This window comes from Dyadobacter crusticola DSM 16708 (assembly GCF_000701505.1).
In the GTDB taxonomy this organism is placed as follows: domain Bacteria; phylum Bacteroidota; class Bacteroidia; order Cytophagales; family Spirosomataceae; genus Dyadobacter; species Dyadobacter crusticola.
In genome coordinates, this window is the sequence record NZ_KL370788.1 from 132499 (window position 1) to 157004 (window position 24506).

At 45.4% G+C, this 24506-nt stretch carries 20 protein-coding genes; 14 read left to right on the forward strand and 6 right to left on the reverse strand.

The genetic code is table 11. The features are described 5' to 3' along the window. Nucleotides 1-91: 91 nt before the first annotated feature. Nucleotides 92-625, reverse strand: coding sequence for a putative antibiotic biosynthesis monooxygenase (locus Q369_RS0127295; RefSeq protein ID WP_031530880.1), 534 nt, complete (start codon nt 623-625; stop codon nt 92-94). A gap of 249 nt (nt 626-874) precedes the next feature. Between Q369_RS0127295 and Q369_RS0127300 the strand changes: the two genes are divergently transcribed. After that, nucleotides 875-3334 (forward strand): ABC transporter permease, encoded by a 2460-nt coding sequence (locus Q369_RS0127300; protein WP_031530881.1) that lies wholly within the window; start codon nt 875-877, stop codon nt 3332-3334. Between the two features lie 323 nt (nt 3335-3657). Here the strand turns inward: Q369_RS0127300 and Q369_RS0127305 are convergent, their stop codons facing one another. Continuing rightward, nucleotides 3658-4149 carry a hypothetical protein gene (locus Q369_RS0127305; protein WP_031530882.1) on the reverse strand — a complete coding sequence of 164 codons (492 nt, stop codon included), beginning with the start codon at nt 4147-4149 and terminating at the stop codon, nt 3658-3660. 307 nt (nt 4150-4456) lie between these two features. Between Q369_RS0127305 and Q369_RS0127315 the strand changes: the two genes are divergently transcribed. Continuing rightward, entirely contained in the window at nt 4457-5494 is a 1038-nt protein-coding gene (locus tag Q369_RS0127315) for a DUF4238 domain-containing protein (RefSeq protein WP_031530883.1), read from the forward strand. An 80-nt stretch (nt 5495-5574) separates the two neighbouring features. On the opposite strand, the gene Q369_RS0127320 is transcribed toward Q369_RS0127315, so the two are convergent. After that, complete coding sequence (locus tag Q369_RS0127320) at nt 5575-6105, reverse strand: HIRAN domain-containing protein (protein ID WP_031530884.1); 531 nt, start codon at nt 6103-6105, stop codon at nt 5575-5577. Nucleotides 6106-6391: 286 nt separating this feature from the next. On the opposite strand from Q369_RS0127320, the gene Q369_RS0127330 reads away from it, so the two are divergent. The 3 genes from Q369_RS0127330 (at nt 6392) to Q369_RS0127340 (ending at nt 8370) form a co-directional block, all read left to right on the forward strand. Continuing rightward, the gene (locus Q369_RS0127330; protein ID WP_031530886.1) at nt 6392-6679 is read left to right on the forward strand and encodes a hypothetical protein; all 288 of its coding nucleotides are present in this window, start codon (nt 6392-6394) and stop codon (nt 6677-6679) included. 59 nt (nt 6680-6738) lie between these two features. Then, nucleotides 6739-7773: a PDDEXK nuclease domain-containing protein gene (locus tag Q369_RS0127335; RefSeq protein ID WP_031530887.1), complete on the forward strand. Its 1035-nt coding sequence runs from the start codon at nt 6739-6741 to the stop codon at nt 7771-7773. 234 nt (nt 7774-8007) lie between these two features. Further along, the gene (locus Q369_RS0127340; RefSeq protein WP_229206965.1) at nt 8008-8370 is read left to right on the forward strand and encodes a ribosomal maturation YjgA family protein; all 363 of its coding nucleotides are present in this window, start codon (nt 8008-8010) and stop codon (nt 8368-8370) included. 161 nt (nt 8371-8531) lie between these two features. Here Q369_RS0127340 and Q369_RS28640 read toward each other — a convergent pair whose 3' ends face one another. Together Q369_RS28640 and Q369_RS0127350 are read right to left on the reverse strand one after the other, a co-directional pair. Next, on the reverse strand, nt 8532-11999 hold the full coding sequence (locus Q369_RS28640) for a DUF4347 domain-containing protein (protein ID WP_051664320.1): 3468 nt from the start codon (nt 11997-11999) through the stop codon (nt 8532-8534). A gap of 114 nt (nt 12000-12113) precedes the next feature. Continuing rightward, on the reverse strand, nt 12114-12743 hold the full coding sequence (locus tag Q369_RS0127350) for a TetR/AcrR family transcriptional regulator (protein ID WP_031530890.1): 630 nt from the start codon (nt 12741-12743) through the stop codon (nt 12114-12116). A gap of 155 nt (nt 12744-12898) precedes the next feature. Between Q369_RS0127350 and Q369_RS0127355 the strand changes: the two genes are divergently transcribed. The 4 genes from Q369_RS0127355 (at nt 12899) to Q369_RS0127370 (ending at nt 19082) form a co-directional block, all read left to right on the forward strand. Then, complete coding sequence (locus Q369_RS0127355) at nt 12899-14062, forward strand: alpha/beta hydrolase family protein (RefSeq protein ID WP_051664321.1); 1164 nt, start codon at nt 12899-12901, stop codon at nt 14060-14062. A gap of 220 nt (nt 14063-14282) precedes the next feature. Further along, nucleotides 14283-16658: an ABC transporter permease gene (locus tag Q369_RS0127360; protein WP_031530892.1), complete on the forward strand. Its 2376-nt coding sequence runs from the start codon at nt 14283-14285 to the stop codon at nt 16656-16658. Nucleotides 16659-17082: 424 nt separating this feature from the next. Next, nucleotides 17083-17871: a hypothetical protein gene (locus Q369_RS0127365; RefSeq protein WP_031530893.1), complete on the forward strand. Its 789-nt coding sequence runs from the start codon at nt 17083-17085 to the stop codon at nt 17869-17871. 56 nt (nt 17872-17927) lie between these two features. After that, nucleotides 17928-19082 carry an Rv1355c family protein gene (locus Q369_RS0127370; RefSeq protein ID WP_051664322.1) on the forward strand — a complete coding sequence of 385 codons (1155 nt, stop codon included), beginning with the start codon at nt 17928-17930 and terminating at the stop codon, nt 19080-19082. On the opposite strand, the gene Q369_RS0127375 is transcribed toward Q369_RS0127370, so the two are convergent. Then, the gene (locus tag Q369_RS0127375; RefSeq protein WP_031530895.1) at nt 19079-19327 is read right to left on the reverse strand and encodes a hypothetical protein; all 249 of its coding nucleotides are present in this window, start codon (nt 19325-19327) and stop codon (nt 19079-19081) included. The genes Q369_RS0127370 and Q369_RS0127375 overlap by 4 nt on opposite strands. 121 nt (nt 19328-19448) lie before the next feature. Here Q369_RS0127375 and Q369_RS0127380 point away from each other — a divergent pair, with 121 nt between their 5' ends. The 5 genes from Q369_RS0127380 (at nt 19449) to Q369_RS0127400 (ending at nt 24471) form a co-directional block, all read left to right on the forward strand. Then, nucleotides 19449-21086, forward strand: coding sequence for an ABC-F family ATP-binding cassette domain-containing protein (locus Q369_RS0127380; protein ID WP_031530896.1), 1638 nt, complete (start codon nt 19449-19451; stop codon nt 21084-21086). Between the two features lie 241 nt (nt 21087-21327). Continuing rightward, on the forward strand, nt 21328-22200 hold the full coding sequence (locus Q369_RS0127385; protein ID WP_229206966.1) for a heme-binding domain-containing protein: 873 nt from the start codon (nt 21328-21330) through the stop codon (nt 22198-22200). A gap of 11 nt (nt 22201-22211) precedes the next feature. Further along, complete coding sequence (locus Q369_RS0127390; protein ID WP_031530898.1) at nt 22212-22673, forward strand: hypothetical protein; 462 nt, start codon at nt 22212-22214, stop codon at nt 22671-22673. 33 nt (nt 22674-22706) lie between these two features. Beyond that, a complete protein-coding gene (locus tag Q369_RS0127395; protein ID WP_031530899.1) occupies nt 22707-23729 on the forward strand; it encodes a sensor histidine kinase in 1023 nt (340 codons plus the stop codon). Continuing rightward, the gene (locus Q369_RS0127400; RefSeq protein WP_031530900.1) at nt 23710-24471 is read left to right on the forward strand and encodes a LytR/AlgR family response regulator transcription factor; all 762 of its coding nucleotides are present in this window, start codon (nt 23710-23712) and stop codon (nt 24469-24471) included. The genes Q369_RS0127395 and Q369_RS0127400 overlap by 20 nt, the downstream gene beginning before the upstream one ends. Nucleotides 24472-24506 lie beyond the last annotated feature (35 nt).

Below are 24506 nucleotides of genomic sequence, written 5' to 3' on the forward strand. Positions count from 1 at the left end.
GTTGCTTTTGTTTTCAATGGAGGTGATGTGGGACAAAAACAGGGGTTCTTTGTGCCAGATACAGGTCAACATCAGCTTGTTATCACTTCTCTTACTTCGCATGCGAGCGGCCGGAAAGCCAGGGTTTCAGCAGCTTTGTCACCTGCGGCATCACTACCCAGGTCAGCAGCCCGACCATACACGCAGCAATAATCAAAGTCCTGAATACAGGATGAAGCGCAGCCAGGTACGGGCCAATGGTGTAGGACAACAGGAGACTCGTTGGAAACACACCGCAAAGCGTCGCAACAGCCATTTTCCATCGCGGCGGCGGCACCGGCGAGCGAAACCAGGCTTCCAGACCAGTAAGCTCGCGATAAACGGGCTCTTCAGTTAGGGTCGACGCATAGGCTTCCCAATCCCTGAAAAGTTGTGAATTGTAAAAAGCATCACGCTCGGCTTCATCTGCAAAAGTCCGCAATATCCCAACCTCGCGACTTTCGCTGCCCGGAAGCGCGGTCATCATGGAAGCACCATGAACGCCTCCATGCAAAAACGAATCTCCCAGAAAACGCCGGAGCGCATCTTTAAACTCCTCTTCTTTTCCTGGAAGCACTTTGCGGGTAATGGCGACATGAATGGGCATAGTTGGGCTTTTTAAGTGATTGCGTAAATTAAATACAAACAAACGGATCAGACAGGGAATAGTGCGACGATGTTCATTATCGAACATCCTATGTTCCTTGCCGAACAGCCATTCACTTGAAATCGCCCGTTTTGCACCTTTTTCAGGATGGTACAGATTTGTTCGTTTCAAATTGTAAAATCAATGCATCTTCTTGCCATTGATTACAACTTTAACGTTGATCCGCCACCCCCTTTTTCCTAATAAGCTATGATCAAAAACTACTTCACTGTCGCCATCCGCACACTTGTCCGGAACAGGCTTTACACCATCCTGAATGTGGCCGGCCTTACTTTCGGTCTTACCTGCTTCCTGCTCATCGGACTCTATCTGTTCGACGAACTCACGTTTGATCAGCAACATACCAAAGCGAACCGCATTTACCGGGTTGTGGAGCATATGAATGTAAAAGGCGAGGAGACCACCATTGCGGCGGCGAGCTTCAAACTGGCGGAAGTGTCAAAGCAGAGCATTCCCGAAGTAGAAAATACAACCCGCATGAGCCGCATCGGACGAGCGAATCTGACAGACCCGCAGAACCCGGTCAATTTCCAGGAAACCATTACCATAGCCGATCAAAACTTTCTTGAAATATTCGATTTCCCATTGATTTCGGGCGATAAAAAAACGGCGCTGAAAGAGCCGAACTCGATCGTGATCGACGAAGAGCTGGCGATGCGGCTTTTCGGGAGCACGCAGGTGCTGGGCAAACAGCTTCAATGGAGTTACCTCGACACGCCGCACAGGATCACCGGTGTTCTGAAAAATCAACCGAAAAATTCCAGCTTTACCTTCAACAGCCTCATTTCCAAAAACACCAACTCGGACGAGTTCAAAAACATCGCCGCTACCGACTGGTTGTCCAACGGTTTTTCCGTTTATGCCTTGCTGAGAAACGGCGCAGAGCCGGAAACTACCGCCGCTAAAATGACCAGCATGGTCCTAGCCAACTTCAAACCTGAGGAAGGTACGCGCCTGCATTTCAGCTTACAGGCTCTGAAAGACATGCACCTGCATTCGGGAAACATCGTCGACGGGGCCAGAAACTCCAATGTGGAGGCAATGCCGCAGGGGAACCTGGGTTATGTCAGGATGTTTTCGTTTGTGTCCCTGTTTGTGCTCTTCATCGCGGGCATCAATTATATGAACCTTTCCACCGCCAGGGCGTCCAACCGGGCCAAAGAAATCGGGGTGCGTAAGTCGATCGGTGCAGTGCGGCAGAATCTGGTTTATCAGTTCCTGTTGGAAGCCATATTGATTACCGGACTGGCGTTTGTATTGGCCGTTCTTCTACTGAACCTGCTGCTGCCGCCATTTAACAATTTTGTAGAAAAACAGCTTTCCTTTGATTTATCCACCAACTACCGCGTATGGTTGTTGGCTGTTGGCGCCACAGTCCTGATTGGCCTTATTTCGGGCAGTTACCCGGCCCTGCTGCTTTCAGGTTTTAAGCCTGTGGCTTTGCTAAAAGGCATGAAAATCAATCAAAGCGGCAGTCTGGGATTACGGAAAGGATTGGTTGTGTTCCAATTTACGGTTTCGATCGTACTCATTATCGGAACGATTGTTCTCTACCGTCAGGTGAAGTTCATGAACAACACCAACCTGGGATTTAACAAAGATCTGCTCGTGGTGATTGATATCAACACAGGCAAGGCCAGGAGCGCCGCCGAAGCGATCAAAGCCGAAATGGCCGCAATCCCGACTGTGAAAAGCGTGTCGCTCACTTCCCGGGTGCCCGGCGAATGGAAAATGTACCAACGCGTAAAGGTCAATGCCCAGGGCAACCGCACTGAGCCGAAGATGACTTACTTTTTCGGGGCAGACAAGGATTTCCTGGGCACTTTTGACATAAAACTGGCACAAGGCCGCAACTTCGATAATCCTTCCGACTCGACTTCGGTACTACTCAACGAAACCGCCGCCAGGCTGCTGAATATCACGAGTGCGGCCGGTCAGTTTGTGGAAATTCCCGCCGCTTCGTCGAATGGTGGTGATTTTGAAGCTGTTAATGCGAACGGAACGCCCTTTAAGGCAAAGGTAGTGGGCATTGTTAAAGACTTCCATTTCCAATCTTTGAAGGAAAAAATTGCTCCGCTGGTTTTGGGCTATAATCAAAATCCTGTTCACCCCATTGATTACTATACCGCCAGAATAGAACCGGCCAACATTCCGGCTACGCTGGAAAAGTTGAAGGCCGTACTGGTGCGGGCCGACGGCGACGAACCTTTTGAATACCATTTCCTTGACGAGCAGCTCGCCCGCTTTTACATGGAAGACTCCCGCCGCCAGACACTCATGATCTGGACAGCACTCGCCGCCATTTTCATCGCCTGCCTCGGACTGTTCGGCCTCGCTACCTATTCCGCTGAGCAGCGTGTGAAAGAAATCGGCATCCGAAAAGTACTCGGTGCCTCGTCATTCAGCCTCGCCACGCTCCTTTCAAAAGACTTCTTGAAACTCGTCCTGATTTCAAATGTGATCGCTTTCCCCGTCGCCTGGTGGTCGGTGAACCAATGGTTGCAGGAATATGCCTATCACGTGAATCTGGATTGGTGGGTTTTCGCCCTTGCCGCCTTGTTGGCAATTGTAATCGCGGTGCTGACGGTGAGTTACCAGTCAGTGAAGGCTTCGCTGGTGAATCCGCTTGAGAATTTGAAGGGGGATTGAGGGGGCGGATTTAGTGCAAACTGCCACCAGGCTATGTTATCTATTAATCTCAGTGCGATTAGCAGCAAAGCACATTTATACCTACTAAGCTTTATAGACCATTCTTTCGACGTTAGAGAAATGGTCGAAACATCAAATATGGACAAATTAAATCCATTGAAACCTATTTGTGCTATACTTGAAAGTTTGCATTCCTGCAAACGAACTTGCAAACGAAAATAGATGTAAACGCCTATAAATCAACCAATTTCAGTTTGCAGGTTTTTATTGTTTTGAATTAATAGAAGTTGCAATAGCAGATGTTTTCAACCAATAGCAACCTTTCAGGACTCATTCACCCTTTTAAGCTCCCTAACATCCTCCATATCCTTCGCTCTACCAAGACTTTGCTTATCTTCAATCAGATCGTCGAAGCTGATAAAGGAAATCTCTACACCGTCGGATTGGACAATTTGTTTTTTGGCGAATGATACCCTGAATTTCAGAGGTGCCTTTATATTGGGGAGCAGATCAAGCGTGTAATCCTCAAACTCAAATCTGAAAAAAGAGTTTTTGGGATCAGGGGCTTGCTCTTCACGGAATTTTGTTACATCTATTCCAAGCTCTTCCAAAGCTTTGAGAAGGTTGAAATAATTTTCGTAGGTGGGGTTATACCAAAAATCTAGGTCTGGCTTATCAACGACCTCGCCCTTTAAAGTAGTAGATTTTCTGAAATGTCCATGAAGCGCCACCGCAGTACCGCCCACGATCATATATTCTACTATATGTTTATTGAAGATCTCGCAGATGTAGCGAATGATGCGTGTATAGTCCATTGAAGGCTCATTTCTTGTTAGAACCAGCTTTGATATATTCTTGTCTCAAAGACTTCATTGAACGCTCAAAACTCTCGTGGCGCTCCATTGACTTCACTGAAGATGAGTCAGCAGGCTTTGAAGATGATTTCAATTCCTGAATGCTTTTGTATTTTGTTGACTGATTCATGGTTGTTCTTGTCATTAGGAATGATGAAAGATACGAATCTAGTACAACAATTCAAAGCTGACTGTTCAATAGCTTGATATGGTGAATTTGCTGTTTTTTTCAGTATATTGATGAAAGAATTTAAAAGTTCTAACATGTATGTCCGCATCAGAATTTCGAAAGAACAATCACTATCTCTCACAGAGTTATCTCAAACATTGGGAATCTTCTCCTAATAAAGTTTTTGTCTATCGTAGGTTGGTCTCACATGATCAGGTGCCGGTTTGGAAAGAGGAAAGCATTGAAAAATTTGCTTATCAGGAACACCTCTATACACGAAGGTCAAATGGTCTTGAAAGTGATGAGATTGAGCGTCGCTTTGCAAATGAATTTGAATCCCCTGCGGAATCCTGTATTCAAAATGTTGTAAATGAGGATCGGCTGACTCCTGATGATTGGCATAAATTGGTTCGATTCTTGGCATTGCACGATCTTAGAACCCCGGCTCGTCTTCTAGAACATATCGAAAAAAAGCCGGGAATCGTCTCTAAGATAATAGAGGATGTTCTAGCGAAAATTCCAGAGCAATTGGAACAACAACAGCAGCAACAGAATGCTACGAATACTTCAATCGATAAACTGAAGACAACCTTTCCACTGAAAATAACAACCGAAATAAAAGACGGAGAAGAATTTGGTATTCTAAACGTTGAAACGGCTGCTGGTCGACAATCTTGGTTGTCCTTAATGGAATATCAATTAGAGGATACTACCCAAATTCTGCACCGGCATAAATGGACTATCATGCATCCCGCAAATGGAATGAATTGGATGACCTCTGATAAGCCTGTTATTCGACTTAATTATTATAAACCTGGAAAATACGATTTCAAAGGCGGATTAGGCAATAAAGGTTCAGAAATACTAATGCCGCTTAGTCCGGAACATATGCTTTATACTATCGTCGGCAAGAAACCACCGCAACGTGGCAGCAGATTCTCTAATGAACAAACCAGAATTTTGCGTCGCATGATTGCGGAACATGCTCATAGGTATGTCTTTGCAAAATATGCTGACGATGAAGTGTCCTTATTTATGCCTAGACATATTGATGCTCAAATCTTTAAACAGGAGAAAGAGCAATGGGAAAAGTGGCATTCGGAACAGAGTGAGTCAGAAGATTTTTTCCTAACATAGCTGAACTAATGTATCCGTAAGTGTTATCAGATTCTCTCCAATACTGGCGGGAGTTTTCCACTGAGGTTGCTGGATTAAATCTAGCTGGTCAGAGCATTAATTAGTACAAATAAAATTATAAAAAATATTAATACAATCATGCATCCTCTTGCACTGCTGGCTTTATTGAGTGCGGGATTGTCATATAGCTGTTGATATTTGGCTTTGATCATATCGTCTAACTCGATTCCCTGAGCACGAGCCAAGCAGGATTCATTAGTAATCCGGATTTGTAATTTGCGATAATATCCATCTCCTTTTTCATTATCATGCTCAGCATTGTAGTGAGCGCTTTTATAGCCGTTCACATATGCTACGGAAAGTACGTCTCCGTCATCAATAAGTTTAGAAGCTATTGCTGCAACACCCCTTTCAAGATATCCAATTTTTGAAGGGCCGAAATACACCGGCACGGCGTTCTCGTCATACATATTTTGTCGATCTCGTATTAGCCGGTATTGTTCGCTTTCCTTCAATAGGTTCAGATTAGCAATTCTATCAAAATCGTATTCTGAAAGCAAGTACACCGAGGAGTTGAATGAATTGGGAGGCTTGGAGCTGTTTCGTGGCATAGTTCAAACAGAATACGATTTGCAATGTCTAAAATAATGAATTATCATCTTGCGATCTATCACCGGTCACCGTTAGTTCATTCATCTCACATCGATTCAAACTTTCCCCTATATTTGCTACGCGAACTTTATTTAAAATTTTTATGGCATTCATGCGAAAGCTTGGGTTTAAAATATCGTCTTGGAGGGGCATACGGGTGGAAGTCCCGAGACCTATCATGAGCGCCAGCTTTGATGAAGTTCGCAGTGACCTCTCCATTTTCATTCACCTTAATCCATTTTGGATATGCGAACTTCAAATGGTCCCGGTGTCGACTCGAACGAAAATTCAGTCAACACAACGAATGATGCACGTCACGCATCAAATGCCAGCACTCCGCTGACAGATTCACAAGCCGAGTTTTGGTACCTCATCGAATGTCAAGGCTGTAAGGAGCTGGCGCATTCGCTTAAAATGGTGCATGATCTGGCGCTTTATCATTCGGATGTTCCGTTCGATACGGCTGAGAAGTCGGCGCTCTTTGATGTGAATTTACTCGTGGAGGGGTTCCAGAAGATGGCTGGGAAAGCTTAGGATTGGAAGGGCTGTTGGCGACAGTCCTTCTTTGTTTTTTAAAAGCAGATTTGGCTTCTATGAATGCACCACTTTCAGATTTACCACTGATTGCCAATGACATAAAGCAGCTCATTGAGCAAAGCAGGCAAAACGTTGCTATCGCAGTTAACGCGGAGATTACCCTTTTGTACTGGAATATTGGTAAACGGATCAATCAGGAGATTTTGAATTTTAATAGAGCCGAGTACGGGAAGCAGGTCATTGACACGCTGTCTAAGCAGTTGACTATGGAATATGGCAATGGATGGAGCAAACGACAGCTGCATCACTGCCTTCGTATTGCTGAGGTTTTCCCCGAAGTTGAAATTGTGCACGCACTGCGTACACAATTGAGCTGGACACATATCCGACAGATCATCGCGATTGATGATGAATTGAAACGGAGCTTCTACATCGAGATCTGCAAGCTTGAAAAATGGTCGTCGCGACAATTGCAGGAACGGATAAATTCCATGCTTTACGAACGTACCGCCATCAGCAAGAAGCCGGAAATAACGATTGCCAATGATTTGGAGGTATTGAAAACAGAGCAGAAGGTAAGTCCGGACCTCGTTTTCAGAGACCCTTATTTTCTCGATTTTCTGGGTCTCGCGGACACCTATTCTGAAAGGGACCTGGAAACGAGCATCATCGTTGAATTGCAACGTTTCATAACAGAAATGGGCAGCGACTTTGCTTTTCTGGCAAGGCAAAAAAGGATTACCATTGATAATCGGGACTATTATATCGACCTGCTTTTTTATCACCGACGACTTAAATGCCTGGTTGCCATTGATCTCAAACTCGGAGAATTCGAGGCTGGATTCAAGGGGCAGATGGAATTGTATCTTCGTTACCTTGAAAAATACGAGCAAGTTGAAGGTGAAAACACGCCGATCGGACTGATCCTCTGCACAGGCAAGAATGAGGAGCACGTGGAATTGTTACAACTCGACAGAAGTAATATCAGGGTAGCTGACTACCTTACTGCCCTGCCTCCGCAAAAGCTCCTGCAAGAAAAACTTCATAGAGCAGTTGAAATCGCTCATCAACGACTTGCTCAACGAAATTGACGGTGCATAATCTGGCGCTTTATCATTCGGATATTCCATTTGAGAGCTGAAAAATCGGCGCTTTTTGATCTGAAGGTGCTTTGGGAAGGCTTCGAGAAGATGGGGGCGAAAGTTTAGGAATGGGGGACTGTTGGCGACAGTCCTTTTTTGTTTTATTTGTCAATGCACAACAGTTCTTCTTCACGGGTTTCTCTCAGAAATCGGCTGGTTTACGGCTCAATCACAGCCGGCATAATGCTAACCGGCTTTCTGTCACGCCGTTTGCTCGGGCATCATGCATTCATCAAGCTTTATGTCGGTGATGCATTATGGGCGATGATGGTGTTTTTTGGGTTTGCTTTTGTTTTTCGCAAATGGTCAACCTGGAAGGTAGCTGCGGCGGCACTTGGGTTTTCGGTTTGCATTGAGCTTAGTCAGCTGTATCACGCGCCGTGGATTGATACGATCCGGAATATGCCGCTGGGCGGATTGATACTCGGCTTTACTTTCGTTTGGAGCGATTTGGTATGTTATAGTGTGGGAGTTGGGATTGGGGTGCTGGTCGAGATTTTTATGATTCGTTTTGCTAAAAGAGATCAACTAAAATCAGCACCCTGAGTTTCTCATTGCGACTTCACGCCATGTCTTTTAACAAAATAACCCAGCTGCGTTATCAGCTTTTCAATTGAATCCACATCAGGAATAAAATCAAAATCACTGATACCACAGCCAGGTTCTTTAATCTGCTGATGGAGTGTTTATATTGTCTAAAACGGAGCTTAATGCTTCACAAACTTCAACTGTCTGGACTGCCCGTCGGTGGTGTTGAGTTTTAGTAAAAACAGGCCGGAAGGTAAGTTTTGCACCTGAATTCCATCGGCTGTATAAGAGCCGAAGCTGCTCACCAGCATCCCGGAAAGGTTGTAAATCATAATCCCGTTCACCGTCCGGCTATTCTTTACATTCAGGAAAATCTTTTCTGTTACGGGATTTGGATATGTGCTGATTTCAATGGTCTGTTCACCGAAATTAATGCTCCGTATTCTGCTGTGAGCAAATGTTCCGTCCAGGTCGACCATTTTGAGACGGTACAGATTCTCTCCTGCCAGAGGATTCAGATCTGTGAATTCGTATTTCCTCACGGCCGAACTTTCAGTCATTGCCGCGACCGATCCAATGCGCTCCCAGCCCAACCCTTTTGCACTTCTTTCGATCTCAAAATGGCTGCTGTTGGTCTCCTGCGAAGTTTCCCAACGCAATGCAGCCGCAGCCTCCTGTTTTCTGGCGTCGAAACTGACCAGCGTGACTGGCAGCGGATCATTAATCAGCCTGATCACAAATGTTCCGTTTGCATTATCATAGGTAGTCTCCCAAATCTTCCGCGGAACTTCCGGGAGGTTCACCGTTGCAAATGCACCTGTACTACTGGCTGCATCGATGATCGTAAATGTATCTCCTGCATCGGGTACATAATTATCGGCCAACGTAACGTTCAGCGTTCCGGCAAACGTCATAGTACCCAGCACCTGAATCTGATCATACTCCGATCCCGCAGTCGTTCCGGCCAATTCAATGTCAATCACCCCATTATTGGTCAGGTTACCGGTAAAGGAAAGGCTACCCGGAGAATTCCCGGGAGCGATATTTCCTGCATTTGTAAAATCACTCACCACATAACTGCCGCTGCCTTTCAGCGTTCCCGCATTGGCAAATGTGCCTGAAATGGTCAGGGAACTAGTATTTACATTGATTATCCCGTTGTTGACAAGATTGCCAGTCGTAGGATCAAACCCAGCCGGAAGCGCGATCGTCTGCCCGGGCGAAACAGTTACCGCCGCCGTGGCTGCATTTGGGAAGCTGGTCGCCGTTATCCAGAAACTGTTGTCTGCGGAAGATTCCCAGCTTTCGGCCAGGTTCCAGTCTGCATTGGCGTTTCGGGTCCGGTAAAAATTGGTGGCCGTGGATACTTTGTAAATCTCGTAGGTTTCGGCGGCCGTGAAAGCGGAGGCTACTGCGGGTACTGTGCCGGCTGTTCCCGTAAAATCAAGGCGGATCGTTCCATTGTCCGTTCCTGTGTTGATCGTCACGGTGTAAGTGGTGCCGCTTCCGGATACGCTTGCTATCGTGGCGTTTGCCCCTCCTGTTGTAGTGAGTGAAAAGTCCGTCACGTCCACACCGGTGACACTTTGGGCAAATATGACTGTGTAAGCTACCGATGCAGCATTGGTTGGAGACGAATTGGCACGTGTAATGCTGCTGACCGTCGTAGAAGCTGCTCCGGTCGTAAACCGTAATGCAGTACTGCTGCGAATACCCGCAAAAATCCTTCCGTCCAAATCGGCAAATGCGCCTTTGTCGATCAACACATAAAAACCAGTACTACCTTCCAGATCGCCCGTCGGGTTAATCGTGATCGCTGTTGTGGAACCGCCGGAAACCTGGCTGCTTGTGGCAGGTATCGTGGCAACTGTTGCATTGTCCGAAACGCGCTTGATCACAATGTTTTTACCCGCTACTGCATTGACGGGTCTGCTGAAATTAAGCACGATGTTGGCGTCGACCGAAACGCCCGTTGCTGCATTTCCAGGATTGGAGCTGCTTAAAGCCGGCGGTGCTTCGGATTGTACGAATAAAATGTTCTGGTCGGATGCGGTTCTTGCAGTTACGAAAATGTCCACGTCGTTATCATTGTCCCAGTCGGCGACGAATGCTTTCGCAGCATTATTATAAAAAGCGCCGTTGTTTGGAATGTTGTTGAAAGGATTGTTGGTGCCGGTAACGTCTGTAAACCCGCCGCTGCCATTGTTCTGCCAAAACCGGAGTGTAGTGGACGCATTAGAGCTGGAAGCCTGGATATCAATGTCGCCGTCTGCGTCAAAATCACCGTAGATATATTGATTGTCCTGCACGATGGCGATGTTTCTGAACGGACTTGCCGCGCCAGACAATTCCACATAAGTGCCGCCGTCGTTGCGATAGAATATGTTTTCCCCGGTTGCTGCACCGAGGCTGCGTTTGGTAACAAAAATATCGTCATCGCCGTCATTATCCCAGTCGGCCACGCGGGCGAAGGATGCATTTGTGAAAAAAGCAGCCGTATTGCCCAGGTTTCGGAACGGGTTCGCTGATCCGGTAACCTTGGTGAACTGCCCGCTCCCATTGTTTTGCCAAAAATCGTTGTTCCCTGAGCCCGGGTACGAGTGAATGTCAATATCTCCGTCGACGTCGAAATCACCGTAAATGAGCTGATCGTCGCCTGAAATTTTCAACTGATCAAAAGGACTGGCAGCGCCGGTAATTTCCTGGTAAACGCCGTTGTTGTTTTTATAGAAGATATTCTGATCGGATTGAGACCGTCTTGTGACAAAAATATCATCGTCTCCATCATTGTCCCAATCGGCTACAAAGGCATATTTCGCGTTGTAGAACACCGACTTCTCAGTAACATTATTGAAAGGGTTACCCGCGCCACTGACTTGCGAAAAGCCGCCGGTTCCGTTATTCCGCCAATACTGGTTTTCAGCTCCGCCAGCATAAAGGTGTATGTCAATGTCGCCATCAGCATCAAAATCACCATAAATAAGCTGATCGTCCGTCTGGATCTTCATCGCGTCAAATGGACTATTTGTGCCGCTGCGTTCAGAGAAATAAGGAATCAGCAAACCTTTGAAATCCAGAAATTTCAGAACCTGATTTTTGGTCAACTGTCCCGCTACATATTCCAAATCCCAGTTTCCGCCTTTTGTACCAGCGCCTGTATTATCCTCGGAGCCAGCTACGGACACACCCAGCAGTTCATGAAGCTTATCCACAAAGTGCTGCCCGGTCCGGTTGCCCGCGAGCTGACAACTATAAATCAGTAATTCGGATTTTTCAGACGCAAAACTCTTGCTAACAGCTTTCCAGAAACTACTAAATTCATTGATATTCTGTGCATTTAGCTGCTGCCGCCCCAGCACAAAGTTCCCATTTGTACCGTGAGTAAGAATATGCAGACGTGCTACTTCGTGCAACGTACTTAGTTTATTTTCCAGAGCTGAAAACCCGCTGTCGGTATTTTCTACGAGGATCACCAATGCACTTTTCCCTGAATTACGGGCGAGTTCCTGGTAGTTTTCCAGGGATTTGTCGATGATCACTACATCGTTGAGAGCCGGTTTATTGAAATTTACGGCGTGATAATAAAATAGATAGCTACAAGCAAGAAGGCAGGCAGCATGCACAACGTTGGTAAAGGTTTTGTTCATAGATAGTCAAAATTTTTCGAAATCTATGTTTCCTTTTTCCACTAAACCGTAACATGCAAAATTATATTTTTCCCGGGTTTATTGTTACTTTAAGAAATAGCAAACAAGGTATTTTCAGGAGCTGGCTTTCTCGTAGGACCAGTCTACAATTTGTTTCACAGCCATTTGCAACTGCTCCATATCTTCTTTTTTATTGATATCAATCCCGCAGAATGAACTCCCATTCACTTTTGCATTCAGAACGAGATAGTAAATGCCGGGAATGATCACGGCGAGCAATGCACGAAAATTCACGCCGGAGTTTTTGAAATAAGGATCGCTGAGGCTGAGCAACTCTTCGCCCAGCAACTCCCGGGAATCTGCCAGAGTTCGGGCAATCTGGTTCGGCTCGGTAATTTGCCAACGCATGATTTCCTGCATTTCTTTATTCTGGATAAAATAGGAGATCTGGGCTTCCAGCGTTTTCTTGGCAAGCTCTTTCCCGAAATCATGACGGTTAGCTTCCAGCAGCTCCTCAACCTGATCTTCCATGGACACCCAGAAATCCTTTTCAGACAGATAAGCCTTGAAAAGCTCCTCAACATTCCCAAAATAGCGATATATCAATGTTTTGCTCACACCTGCGACGTAGGCGATTTTTGCGGCTTTCAAACCATGATAGCCTTTACTCATAAATATCTCCCCGGTCGCCTGGATCAGTTTCTTCTTCGTTTCTTCCTTGTCTTTCTTATGTACAATATCCATTGGGCCCGATTTGGATTTAGGGTGATATTGCAATATTGGGAAGATTTTGGCTTCTGAACATGAGTTGAAAGTGAGCAGGCTGAGCAAAGTGCCCAAAACCTGAAACTTCGTACCTTGCAGCATGTTTTTTACTATGATTTCACATTCACTTCTATATGTTCCTTTTTAAAGCAGCTTCCGTTTCTCTGTTCTGTTTGCTCGTTTCAGTCACATTCGCACAGCCCGCTTCCAAAAGTATTACTGCAAAGGAAGCTGCTGCGGAGGCAGAAAAGGTGGTCTCGGACTATAAAGAGAAATTCCTGTTAACCAGCAAAGCAGAATGGGAAAAAGGAAAAATTCAGATTGGCAGCGATAGTTTGTTGTTCACCGTCAAGGTTTTTGGTGAGAAACCAAGTGATGGTCGCAGTATGTTTATTTCCCTGCACGGTGGTGGCAGCGGCCCTGCATCCATGAACGATCAGCAGTACAAAAATCAGCAAAGGTTATATAAACCGACCGAGGGCGTCTACTTCGTCCCGCGCTCACCGTCGAACACCTGGAATATGTGGCATCAGGAGCCGGTAGACGGTTTGCTCGAAAGAGCTATTCTGGACGCGATAATAGTTGAAGGCGTTAATCCGAATAAAGTATATGTAATGGGATATTCGGCAGGTGGCGACGGCGTGTACCAGCTCGCACCGCGAATGGCCGATCACTGGGCAGCAGCAGCGATGATGGCCGGGCACCCCGGCGATGCGCCCATTCTGAACCTCCGGAACCTGCCGTTTTTCCTGGCCGTAGGCGAGAAGGATGCCGCATATAACAGAAACGGGCTGCTAACGGAATGGTCCAACCGCCTTGATTCGCTGCAAGCAACTGACAAAGGCGGCTTCATTCACGATGCGCATTTAATGGCCGGTATGCCGCATTGGATGAAGCAGCAGGATACGATCAGTGTCGCGTGGATGGCGAAATTTAAACGTAATCCTTATCCTCAGAAGGTAAACTGGATCCAGGACGATGTGGTACGAAAGCATTTTTACTGGCTTTCTGTTCCCCAGGGTTCGGCAGTAAAAGGCCACACGGTTTTCGCCTCTTACCGCGGCCAGGAAATCGACATTCAGAGGAATGATAACGATACGTTATACATTCACCTGAACGATAAAATGATGAACCTGGACAAGCCAATTACCATCCGGCAAAATGGCAAGGTGCTTTTTAAAGGAAAAGTAGCCCGCAGGAAGGAGCTGATTCAACAGTCGTATGCAGACCGCCGTGATGCTGATTATGTTTTCAGCAGCAGGGTTGCGGTGGTGAACGGTAAGGTGCTGGTGATGTGATTGCTGCATGCGTGTTATCTCCGTTTTGCGTACCAAACAAATTACCAGAAAATCAATCGCTGCTACCGGCTGCTCATCTATGAGTCAACCGAAGTTGTAGAATGAGTAAATTAATTCCAACGGCCCTGTTTACATGTTTGCGGAATTAACGTTTATCGATAATCAATGAGCAAGTGCCGGATGATTTTACACACAATTGAACGGTTAAAAGCAAGTTGGTATGATTGACAATTATCTCAAAATCGCGTCCCGTAATCTCTGGAGACATCGGGGATTTTCAACAATTAATGTCCTGGGACTGGCCATAGGCATGTCTGCCTGCTTTCTGATTTGTCTATACGTGAACTTTGAATCGAGTTATGATAAATTCCATTCGAAATCAGATCGGATTTTCAGGATTGTGACTGACATTGAAACAAGTAACGAAACCAGCCACAAAGGATCAAGCTGGGCTTATGGGCCTAATATGGCGAAAGATTTTCCCGAGATTGAGACCTTTGTGCGTTTAAGCCGAGTCAGTTTTCTTGTCAGAAAAGGGGATGCTAAGTTTCAGGAAGAGAAGACGTTGTTTGCTGACTCAACCCTTTTCAAGGTCTTTGATTTCAAATTAATCCGCGGCAATGCGCATTCGGCACTGAGAGCTCCGCTAAGCATTGTCTTCACTGAAACCGCCGCAAAAAAGTATTTTGGAGAGGCAGACCCGATCGGGCAAACAGTATTACTGGATGCGGAAGGGTTGGTCGCAAATGTGACAGGAGTCGTGCAGGACCTGCCGCTCAACTCTCATATTAGGGCAAATATGTTTTTATCGGCGTCCACAATGAAACGTTACAAGCCGGAAGCCGATAATGATTGGGCCGCTTTTGAGCCCATGACCTACCTGCTCCTGAAACCGAATACGTCTGCAGAATCGCTTACCGCGAAATTTTCGGACTTTCTGGAGCGGCATGCTGGAAAAATAATGGCTGAACAAAAGCTAATGTATAAGATTTCACTTGAACCGCTGGAAAGCGTCTACCTACAAGCGGAGTACGTCGGCTGGATGGAAAAGGGCAATGCTTCCAACGTATACATATTTACGGCAGTAGCTGTATTCACCATGCTTATTGCCTGCATTAATTTCGTCAATTTGACGACAGCACGTTCTGTTGAGCGTGCTAAGGAAGTAGGAATGCGAAAAGTGGTTGGAGCGGGACGCTGGAGAATCGCAAAGCAGTTCATTTGTGAATCTGTGCTGATATGCCTCATTGCTTTTTTTGTATCCCTTATCTTGTCAGCTATTCTGATTCCTCACTTCGACACCCTGGCTGGAAAGGAAATCAGTCACGGGATCATTGATGACTTTTCGTTCGTGGTCGTGTTTTTGGTGGTTTCTATTGTTATCGGGGTGTTGGCAGGTATGTATCCTGCGTTGGTTTTATCTTCCTTCCAGCCAGCATCCGTATTAAAAGGTAATTTCAGGAACAGTGGGAAGGGTGTTTTCCTGAGAAAAGCGCTGGTTGTAAGCCAGTTTGCCGTATCGATTACATTGATAATCGGAACATTGATCATTTTTAATCAGATGCAGTACATGGAGAATAAAGACCTCGGATTCAGTAAGGATCAAATCCTGGTGATAGATACCGATGCCGATCCGAATAAAGCGGTTTTGCAGAAATCTTTATCTACAATCAAAGGAGCACTTCTTACATCCAGATCATCAAGTATCCCGGGAAGCAGATATCAAAATGCTATTACACAAATTGAAAGCGCAGGCGGGGATCTGCAAACAGGTGACCTACACGAACTTCTCGTGGATTTCGATTATATCTCATTGTTTAAATTAAAAATATTGGCCGGGAGAGAATTTTCGGAGGACTTTGCGACCGATAGCGCAAGGGCAATGATTATCAATGAAGCGGCTGCCAAATTGTTTGGTTACAGCGATCCCAGCCTCGCAGTTGGAAAACAATTCTTGCAATCGGGAAATGAAGGGAGGATTATCGGCGTTGTAAAAGATTTTCATTTTCGGTCATTGCAGGAAAGTGTTCAGCCTCTTACTATGCGGATAGAACCGAAATACTGCAACCTCGTATCTGTAAAAATTGCCGGCGGGGAATTACCGGGAACATTGAAGCGCATCGAAGAAAAATGGAACTTGCTCATGCCGAACAGGCCATTTAGTTATTTCTTCATGGACGAATATTTCGATCGTCAGTATCGCGCTGAGGAGCAGTTCAAGGCGCTGTTTATGAACTTTGCCTTCCTAACCATCTTTATCTCTTGTCTGGGACTGATCGGATTAAGTGCTTACGCGACGGTACAGCGGAAAAAAGAGGTTGGCGTGCGAAAAGTGCTGGGTGGTTCGACTGCAAGTATTGTCTTTTTGTTTTATAGAGATTTTCTGGGATTGATTTTGATTGCCTTCATCATCGCGGCACCTGTAGCCTATTTTTTAGCAGAAAAGTGGCTGGACAATTTCGCTTACAGAACTAGCATTTCGCCCTGGCCTTTCCTTCTGACCGCCATTCTAACCGCATTCGTTGCAATCCTTACCACGAGCTTTCAAAGTATAAAGGCCGCGTTGGAAGATCCTGTTCAAGTTTTAAAGAGTTGATTTGAAGGCTCCGACGACGAAAAACAAGCTTAGAATGATGTCAACTACGATCCTGTAACAGATTGCCGTTGACATCATTGATCAGTGTAATCCTCTTCTCCTACTCCGCTTCTCACCAGAGCTTCCAATTTCCACATATTTTCACTGCCTATCTAGCAAAACTGTAATCAAATGCAGCGCTTCTAGTTATTCCTGGAAGCTGCATTGTTATGCCTGCTAAGTCTTCCTCTGATTTCCCCTCATTTTTATAATTCTTTATACTTCTTAAGGAATGTTTAAAACGTTGCCTTATAGTAGAAAGTAGTTTTGCTGAACCGATAACCGGGTACTTATTTCATGTGGTAAGTACCAAAGTCATCTCGATATGTGATTGTTAACAGCTTCATGCATTTCTAAATCATTCACTTACTAAATATCAAATTCAATGGAATTTAATTTTCAGCTACTACTCAGCAACTTTGAACTTCGAGAACTGACAAGCGAGGCCGACATTATCGATCACTTGGCTTTGAGATCAAAAATTTATAAAAAAGAATACTCAGGCGAATACGTGGATAAGCAATATGATTTGCTGCCAAGTGACTGGAAAGCCAATCTAATCGGAGTATTTTCTAATCGTCGCCAGATTGCTACGATAAGAGTCGTGAAAAGGCATGTTAATGAAACAATTGAAAAGCAGCTAAACGCGATCAACCAAAAGTTTAATCTGGATATAAAATCGGACACTTCCGAGCGACTCCCGACTGAATATGCATTTGACATAAAGCCGGAAAGCAGGCTGATTTATCAAGACAAAATAGTCGAATTGAGCAGGGTCGCTGTATCGGACGAATTTCGGGGACTGGGGCTGTGCAGGTTTGCTATGCTGGCGGCAATAGGGATTTCAATTCTGGATCATTCCAGATATTGCCTCTACTCCTGCTCGGTCAACTCGGTTAAATATCATGCAGATTTGTTGCCGATGATGGAGGGAGTTACTACAAAACAAAATGACAATGGCTATCCAGGATTTAAATTCCCCGCTTCATCAGCAGCGGTCATTTCAGAGATCCATAAAATGTCACCAACCCATATAAACCAATCAATTATAGCTGGGGTAGTTTGCAGATATGGCGCTGGTGTTTTGGGTGATAGCTTTCCGGATCGAGTAGCTAAACTGCCGCATTCCATCAATTTTAATGTCGCAAACAAACAGATAACGTCTGCTTTTTAACATAAATGAACTGGCATTAACAAAAAGAAAACATTTACAATACGCGATATACTTTAATGGAAATATTAACAAGACTTGAAGAAAATATCTCAGAGAAATCAGAAGCTTTATTTCAACCTATTTTCTATCGGCTTATTAATTCAGATGATAGAAATAGATTAGAACTGCTTCTCGCACAGAAGCCCGATATTTTGGTATTTGATACCATCTATAATCAACTTTTTGAACTCGCAAAAATTAAAAACCCTGCTGTTAAACTGACGCAGGAACAATCAGATGCCCTTATACAAGAACACCTCGGCGGTACGACTCTTCATGAATATGGCGTATGGGTTTTCTATCCGTGGAGCAGGAGACTTGTCCACCTGTTGGATGAGGAGGAATTTAGCAAAGTAAGGACCAACCGGAATAATTATAAAATCACTCCTGAGGAACAGCAAATATTGGCTACCAAAAAAATTGGCATCATCGGCTTGTCGATCGGGCACGCTGTTGCCCTGACGCTTGCCACAGAAAGATCCGTAGGGGAATTGCGACTGGCCGATTACGACCTGATCGAACTTTCGAACCTGAATCGCATTCAGACCAGCACGCATAGCCTGGGTATGAACAAGTCCGTTGTTGCCGCCCGCGCGATAGCAGAAATCGATCCATTTATCAATGTACAGATCTATCACGAGGGAATTTCAGAAAACAATATCGATGACTTTTTAACCGAAGGTGGAAAACTTGATGTTCTGGTGGAAGTATGCGATGGACTGGACATCAAGGTACTGGCGCGGCAAAGGGCCCGGCGTTTCAGAATTCCGGTTGTAATGGACACAAGCGACAGGGGCATGATCGATATTGAGCGATTCGACAAAGAGCCCGACCGCCCGATTTTACACGGGCTTCTGGCCGACATGGACCCGGCTGATTTTAAGAATCTGTCTACACAGGAAAAAGTACAAATAGTGGGCAGGATTATCGATGCGGATCAAATTTCAAACCGCCTGAAAGCCTCATTAACCGAGATCGGGCAATCAATCTCATCCTGGCCGCAATTAGGCTCAGCAGTGGCGCTAGGCGGCGCTATTACTACTGATACCTGCCGAAAGATCCTGCTCGAAACGAATATTCGGTCAGGCCGATACTATGTGGATATTGACAGGATAATCGGAATGGACAAAGACGAGCATGCTGGCGCCGTCGCCCTCCCCCAGACCCATTAACATCCGGAATACTCAGGCCGGAACATGCCATTAAGGGCGGCTATTGTCTTTTCTACAATCTTCGTTCCGTCTCTTAGTACAATGTATGGGTTGGGATCGTCGGCGTGAATCTCCTGGATTACGCCCTCAGCGCGTTCCAGTCCGTTGATGTCCAGGATCATTTCTGCTTTTGCTCCCCGGTTTTTTATATCTGTCAGCATTTCCATAAAGCTCTCATTTACCGACAATGTTGTGCGTAAGTCCATCTGTTTTGAGTTGATTAGAACATGATATACTTACTTGAAAACGCCTCTGATTAACAATTAATTCAATGCTGTTGGTCAATCATCGTATCATCGTACCTTTGCGGCTTCAAAAAATGAGAAGATGATTACAGTTGAAAATTTGGCCGTTGAATTCAGCGGTTCTGTCCTTTTTAGCGAAGTTTCCTTCGTTATCAACCCTACCGATAAAATTGCCCTGATGGGTAAGAATGGAGCGGGGAAATCCACGATGATGAAAATCATCGCGGGTGAGCAAAAAGCCAATCGCGGCCACGTACGTGCGCCCAAAGACGCTGTGATCGCTTATTTGCCCCAACATTTACTCACCGAGGATAACTGTACCGTTTTCGAAGAAGCGGCTAAAGCATTCAAGCAGGTTTTTGAAATGCGCGCCGAAATGGAAAGACTGAACCACGCGCTCGAAACCCGCACGGATTATGAGAGCGATGAATATATGGCGATCATCGAACAGGTGACCGAAATCGGTGAAAAATATTACCAGCTCGAAGAAGTCAATTACGACGCAGAGGTGGAAAAAGCTTTGAAAGGATTGGGATTCAGGCCGGAAGATTTTCAGCGGCAAACTAAGGAATTCAGCGGAGGCTGGCGGATGCGCATTGAGCTGGCCAAAATCCTGTTGCAAAAGCCCGACCTTATCTTGCTCGATGAGCCGACCAACCACATTGATATTGAATCGGTAATGTGGCTGGAAGATTTTTTGGTAAACAAATCCAATGCAGTAATGGTCATTTCCCACGACCGAGCCTTCATTGACAACATTACAAACCGCACCATTGAAGTAACAATGGGCCGGATTTTTGACTACAAAGCCAACTATTCGCATTATCTGGTGCTGCGAGAAGAGCGCAGGTCGCACCAGCTCAAAGCCTATCAGGAGCAGCAGAAAATGATTGCAGACAACATGCAATTCATCGAACGCTTCCGCGGAACCTACTCTAAAACTAACCAGGTTTCCTCCCGCGAACGCATGCTTGAAAAACTTGAAATTATTGAAATAGACGAAATCGATAATTCAGCCCTGAAACTTCGTTTTCCACCTTCGCCACGGTCCGGCGATTATCCGGTGACTGTAAAAGACGTTTCCAAATCCTACGGAGATCAGGTTGTGTTCAAGAATGCGAGCATGACCATTTCGAGAGGTGAAAAAGTTTCGTTTGTGGGCCGGAATGGGGAAGGTAAATCGACAATGATCAAGGCGATCATGGGCCAGATCGATGTCGAAGGAACCTGCCAGCTGGGACATAATGTCAAGGTTGGCTATTTCGCCCAAAACCAGGCATCCTTGCTGGATCCTAATCTCACCATTTTTCAAACTGTGGACGAAGTTGCAGAAGGTGATGTAAGAACACAGATCAAGAATATTCTGGGCGCATTCATGTTCCAGGGTGAAGATATCGACAAGAAAGTAAGCGTATTATCCGGCGGAGAAAAAACGCGTCTTGCGATGGTGAAGCTGTTGCTCGAACCTGTAAACCTGCTGATTCTCGATGAACCTACAAACCACTTGGATTTAAAGTCAAAGGATGTTTTGAAAGAAGCACTTCGAAACTTCGACGGAACATTGGTGCTGGTATCTCACGATCGTGACTTTTTGCAAGGTTTGTCCCAAAAGGTTTTTGAGTTTAAGGATAAACGTGTGATCGAGCATTTCGAGACAATTGATGCATTTTTAGAGCGAAACAGGATCAAGAGTATTGCGGATTTGCAGTTGGCTAAGTAGGTTTCAAGATCTCACAATTTCTGTTCCCTGAATGCACATTCAGCTGCTTAGCTGATTGTCTAGCTCACGATTGCCTATGTCTGTTTTACGGTAAAATTTGTCTAACCCGGGTCGTTGCTGCTTAGAAACAGAAGCACCTATATATACATTTGAGCTTTGACAATGAGATCATTATATCGAAATGAAAAAGCCAGGGTTAACATTTTACAGAAGCGCAGCAATTGTGCTCATCTTAATCTTTGTGGTGCTACAGATCAGCTCACCTGACATTGAGAACCCGCCTGTGACCAGCGAGATTGCGGCCCCTGCGGAGGTGAAGCAGATCTTGGAGCGCGCGTGTTACGATTGTCATTCCAATGAAGCGAAAGTGGAATGGTTTGACAAGATCGCGCCGGCATCTTTTCTGGTTTCGCATGATGTGAATGAGGCGCGTTCGCGGTTCAATTTTTCCGAATGGGACAAAAATCCACCAGCCGTTCAGGAGTTGCTGCTTTGGGAGATGGTGAATGCGATCGAGCACGGTAAAATGCCTTTGAAACGATACCAGCTGGCGCATTCCGGCGGCAAAGTTTCTGCATCCGAGCTCGCGGTTTTGAAGCAATATGTAAACACACTTCCCGGAAGACATAAGGTGGATACAGCCAGGATCGTGGCGCAAACTTCGGCAAATCAAAAAGCTTCAACTCCCAAAACTCCCGTTTCCTTAAACGGCATTCCTTATTCAGCGGATTACAAACACTGGGAAATTATCAGCCTCACCGACAAGTTCGACGGCGGCAGCATGCGGATCGTCTACGGAAACGATATTATGGTAAAAGCCATCAAAAATCGCCAGCTCCCATTTCCCGACGGAGCGAGGATTGTAAAGGTGGTTTGGGGAAAACAGGTGGAGGATAAGGATGGCAATGTGCTTCCCGGCAACTTCCAAAATGCACAGTTCATGATCAAAGACAGCAAAAAATACAGCGCCACCGAAGGCTGGGGATTTGCCAAATTCGACGGGCTGGATCTGAAACCGGCAGGAAAAACGGTCTTGTTCGAACAAACCTGCGCTAACTGCCACCGGTTGCTGGCACCTGAAAATGATTTTGTATTCAACATTCCCACCAAATAAAATCCCCTGAAATGAAGACAACAATCTCCCTATATATCATTGCGATAGCACTTTTTTTCACGTCCTGCGACGATCGCAACACTGCCACGCTGGCACCGGAATACTTGTACGATGCCGGGAACGAAAAAGTGATCAAATCCATCCTTAATAACAAAAAAGGCACAATTTCAATGCTTTACGGAAATGATCTGGCGCTGCAAACTGCCCGGGATTCTTTGTCCAAGCCAAGCATTGGGGCACATTATACCTTGGTAACCTGGAAACAAAAACCAATGCCGCACTGGTATGGGACCAATATCAATGCCGGGATTTATTCTGTTGAACAGGTAAAAGTGACAGGAAGAAACGAGGAAAGTTTCACTTTTGATTACAATTTTCAGCCTGGGCCAAGTTACGCAGCGGGCGACAACAAGCCCGTGGAGGATCAACGAATCCTGTTTATTACTTCCCAGCAAGCTGCTGTTTTTCCCTGAAAAGGCCGAAATTGGATCGACCAAGCATTAAACATGACATCAAAACCGGTTTTAAAAGTCTCAAACAAAATCATCTGGACGAGCTCCATTGTAATCGGTCTGCTTTCCTCGGTGCCGCAATTGGCTTCGCACAAGTTTGTGCCTCTGGAGGCGGCTGTAAATGCGGGGATCACGGCGTCATTTGCTGTGATCATGTGGTATTTCAATATTTACATGCTCTCGCGCAAAACCAAGCCGACACAGGGACAGCAGATATCTTATGCCAAATTGCTGAACTCGCTCGTTTTAGGTCTTGTCGTAATGCTTGGACTGGCTTGCATTCAGCAGCTTATCTTGTCGCACATTGATTTCGGCCCGGCGATGCTGATGGTGGAAGTGCGCGGGATCTTGATCAATCTGGTGTTCTACATGTTCCTGAATATGCTGCAACAAAATTATGAAAACCAGCACGTGAGCATGGAGCTGGAACGTTTTCGGAACGATAACCTGAGTGCGCAGTATGATCTTTTGAAGCAGCAGGTGAATCCACATTTTCTGTTTAATAGTCTGAATACGCTTAAAGCGATGGTCGAAACCAATGACCGGCAATCCGTAGATTTTATACTGAAACTCGCCAACTTCTACCGCTATACGCTGGAAAGCCGCAAGCTGGACCTGATCCATTTGAAAGAAGAATTGGAGATTTTAAATGCATATCTTTTTTTGCAAAAAGCAAGGTTTGAGGAGGGCTTTATTTTCCAGAACAAGCTCGATAAAACCGTTTTAGATACATTAATTCCTCCGTTTACATTACAGCTATTAGTCGAAAACTGTCTCAAACACAACGTTGTATCACTGAACCGACCGCTTCATATCCGGATTTTCAATGAGGGCGAAAGCATCATTGTTGAAAACCAAATCCAGCTTAGAAACAGCCGGGAGGAATCACTGGGTGTTGGATTAAAGAACATTGAGCTGAAATACAGCCATTTAATTAATAAGAAAGTGGAGGTGCTCAGCGAGCAAAACACATTTCAGGTCAGACTTCCTTTAATCCATGAACATCATAATCATTGAAGATGAGCTGAAAACGGCGCGCTCCCTCGCAAATATTCTGCGCGAGTTACGGCCGCAATCCAGCGTCACCGGGCCTTATCAAAGCATTGAAGAATCCATTGAAATGCTCTCCACCGGGTCAAAGCCGGACCTCATCTTTATGGATATCCAGCTGGCTGACGGGCTGAGTTTTGAGATTTTCAAATCCGTTGAAATCGCTTGTCCAGTGATTTTTTGCACGGCTTTCGATGAATACTCACTGGAAGCATTCAAGCGAAATGGCGTGGATTATGTGCTCAAACCTTTTTCAAAAGAAGACATTGCCGGCGCACTCGGCAAAGTCGACGATCTGAAAATTTTTTTCCAGCAAAAGACAATGCCGGATCTGAGCGAGTTACTGACTAAAATTGTTCCTCCCGCTGAGAAAACCACGTTTTTGGTTTTTAAACAACAGAAATATACCACGGTCCAAACCACGCAGATCGCCTTTTTCTACATTAAAAATGAAACTTCAATGATCATGTGTTTCGATGGACAAGAATTTTCCCTGAACCAGTCGCTCGACCAGATCGCCGGATCGGTAAGCCAAAAGCAATTTTTCCGTGTAAACCGCCAGTATCTGGTCAACTTTTCAGCCATCAAGGAAGTGGAGCATTATTTTATGCGTAAGTTATATGTAAAGTTGCTTGTAGAAACGCCGGAGCAATTGCTGATTAATAAAGAAAAAACGCCCGCATTTCTGGCGTGGATGGAGAATCGTTGAATGGGAATTGCGTCAAATTCTACACTTGGAATGCG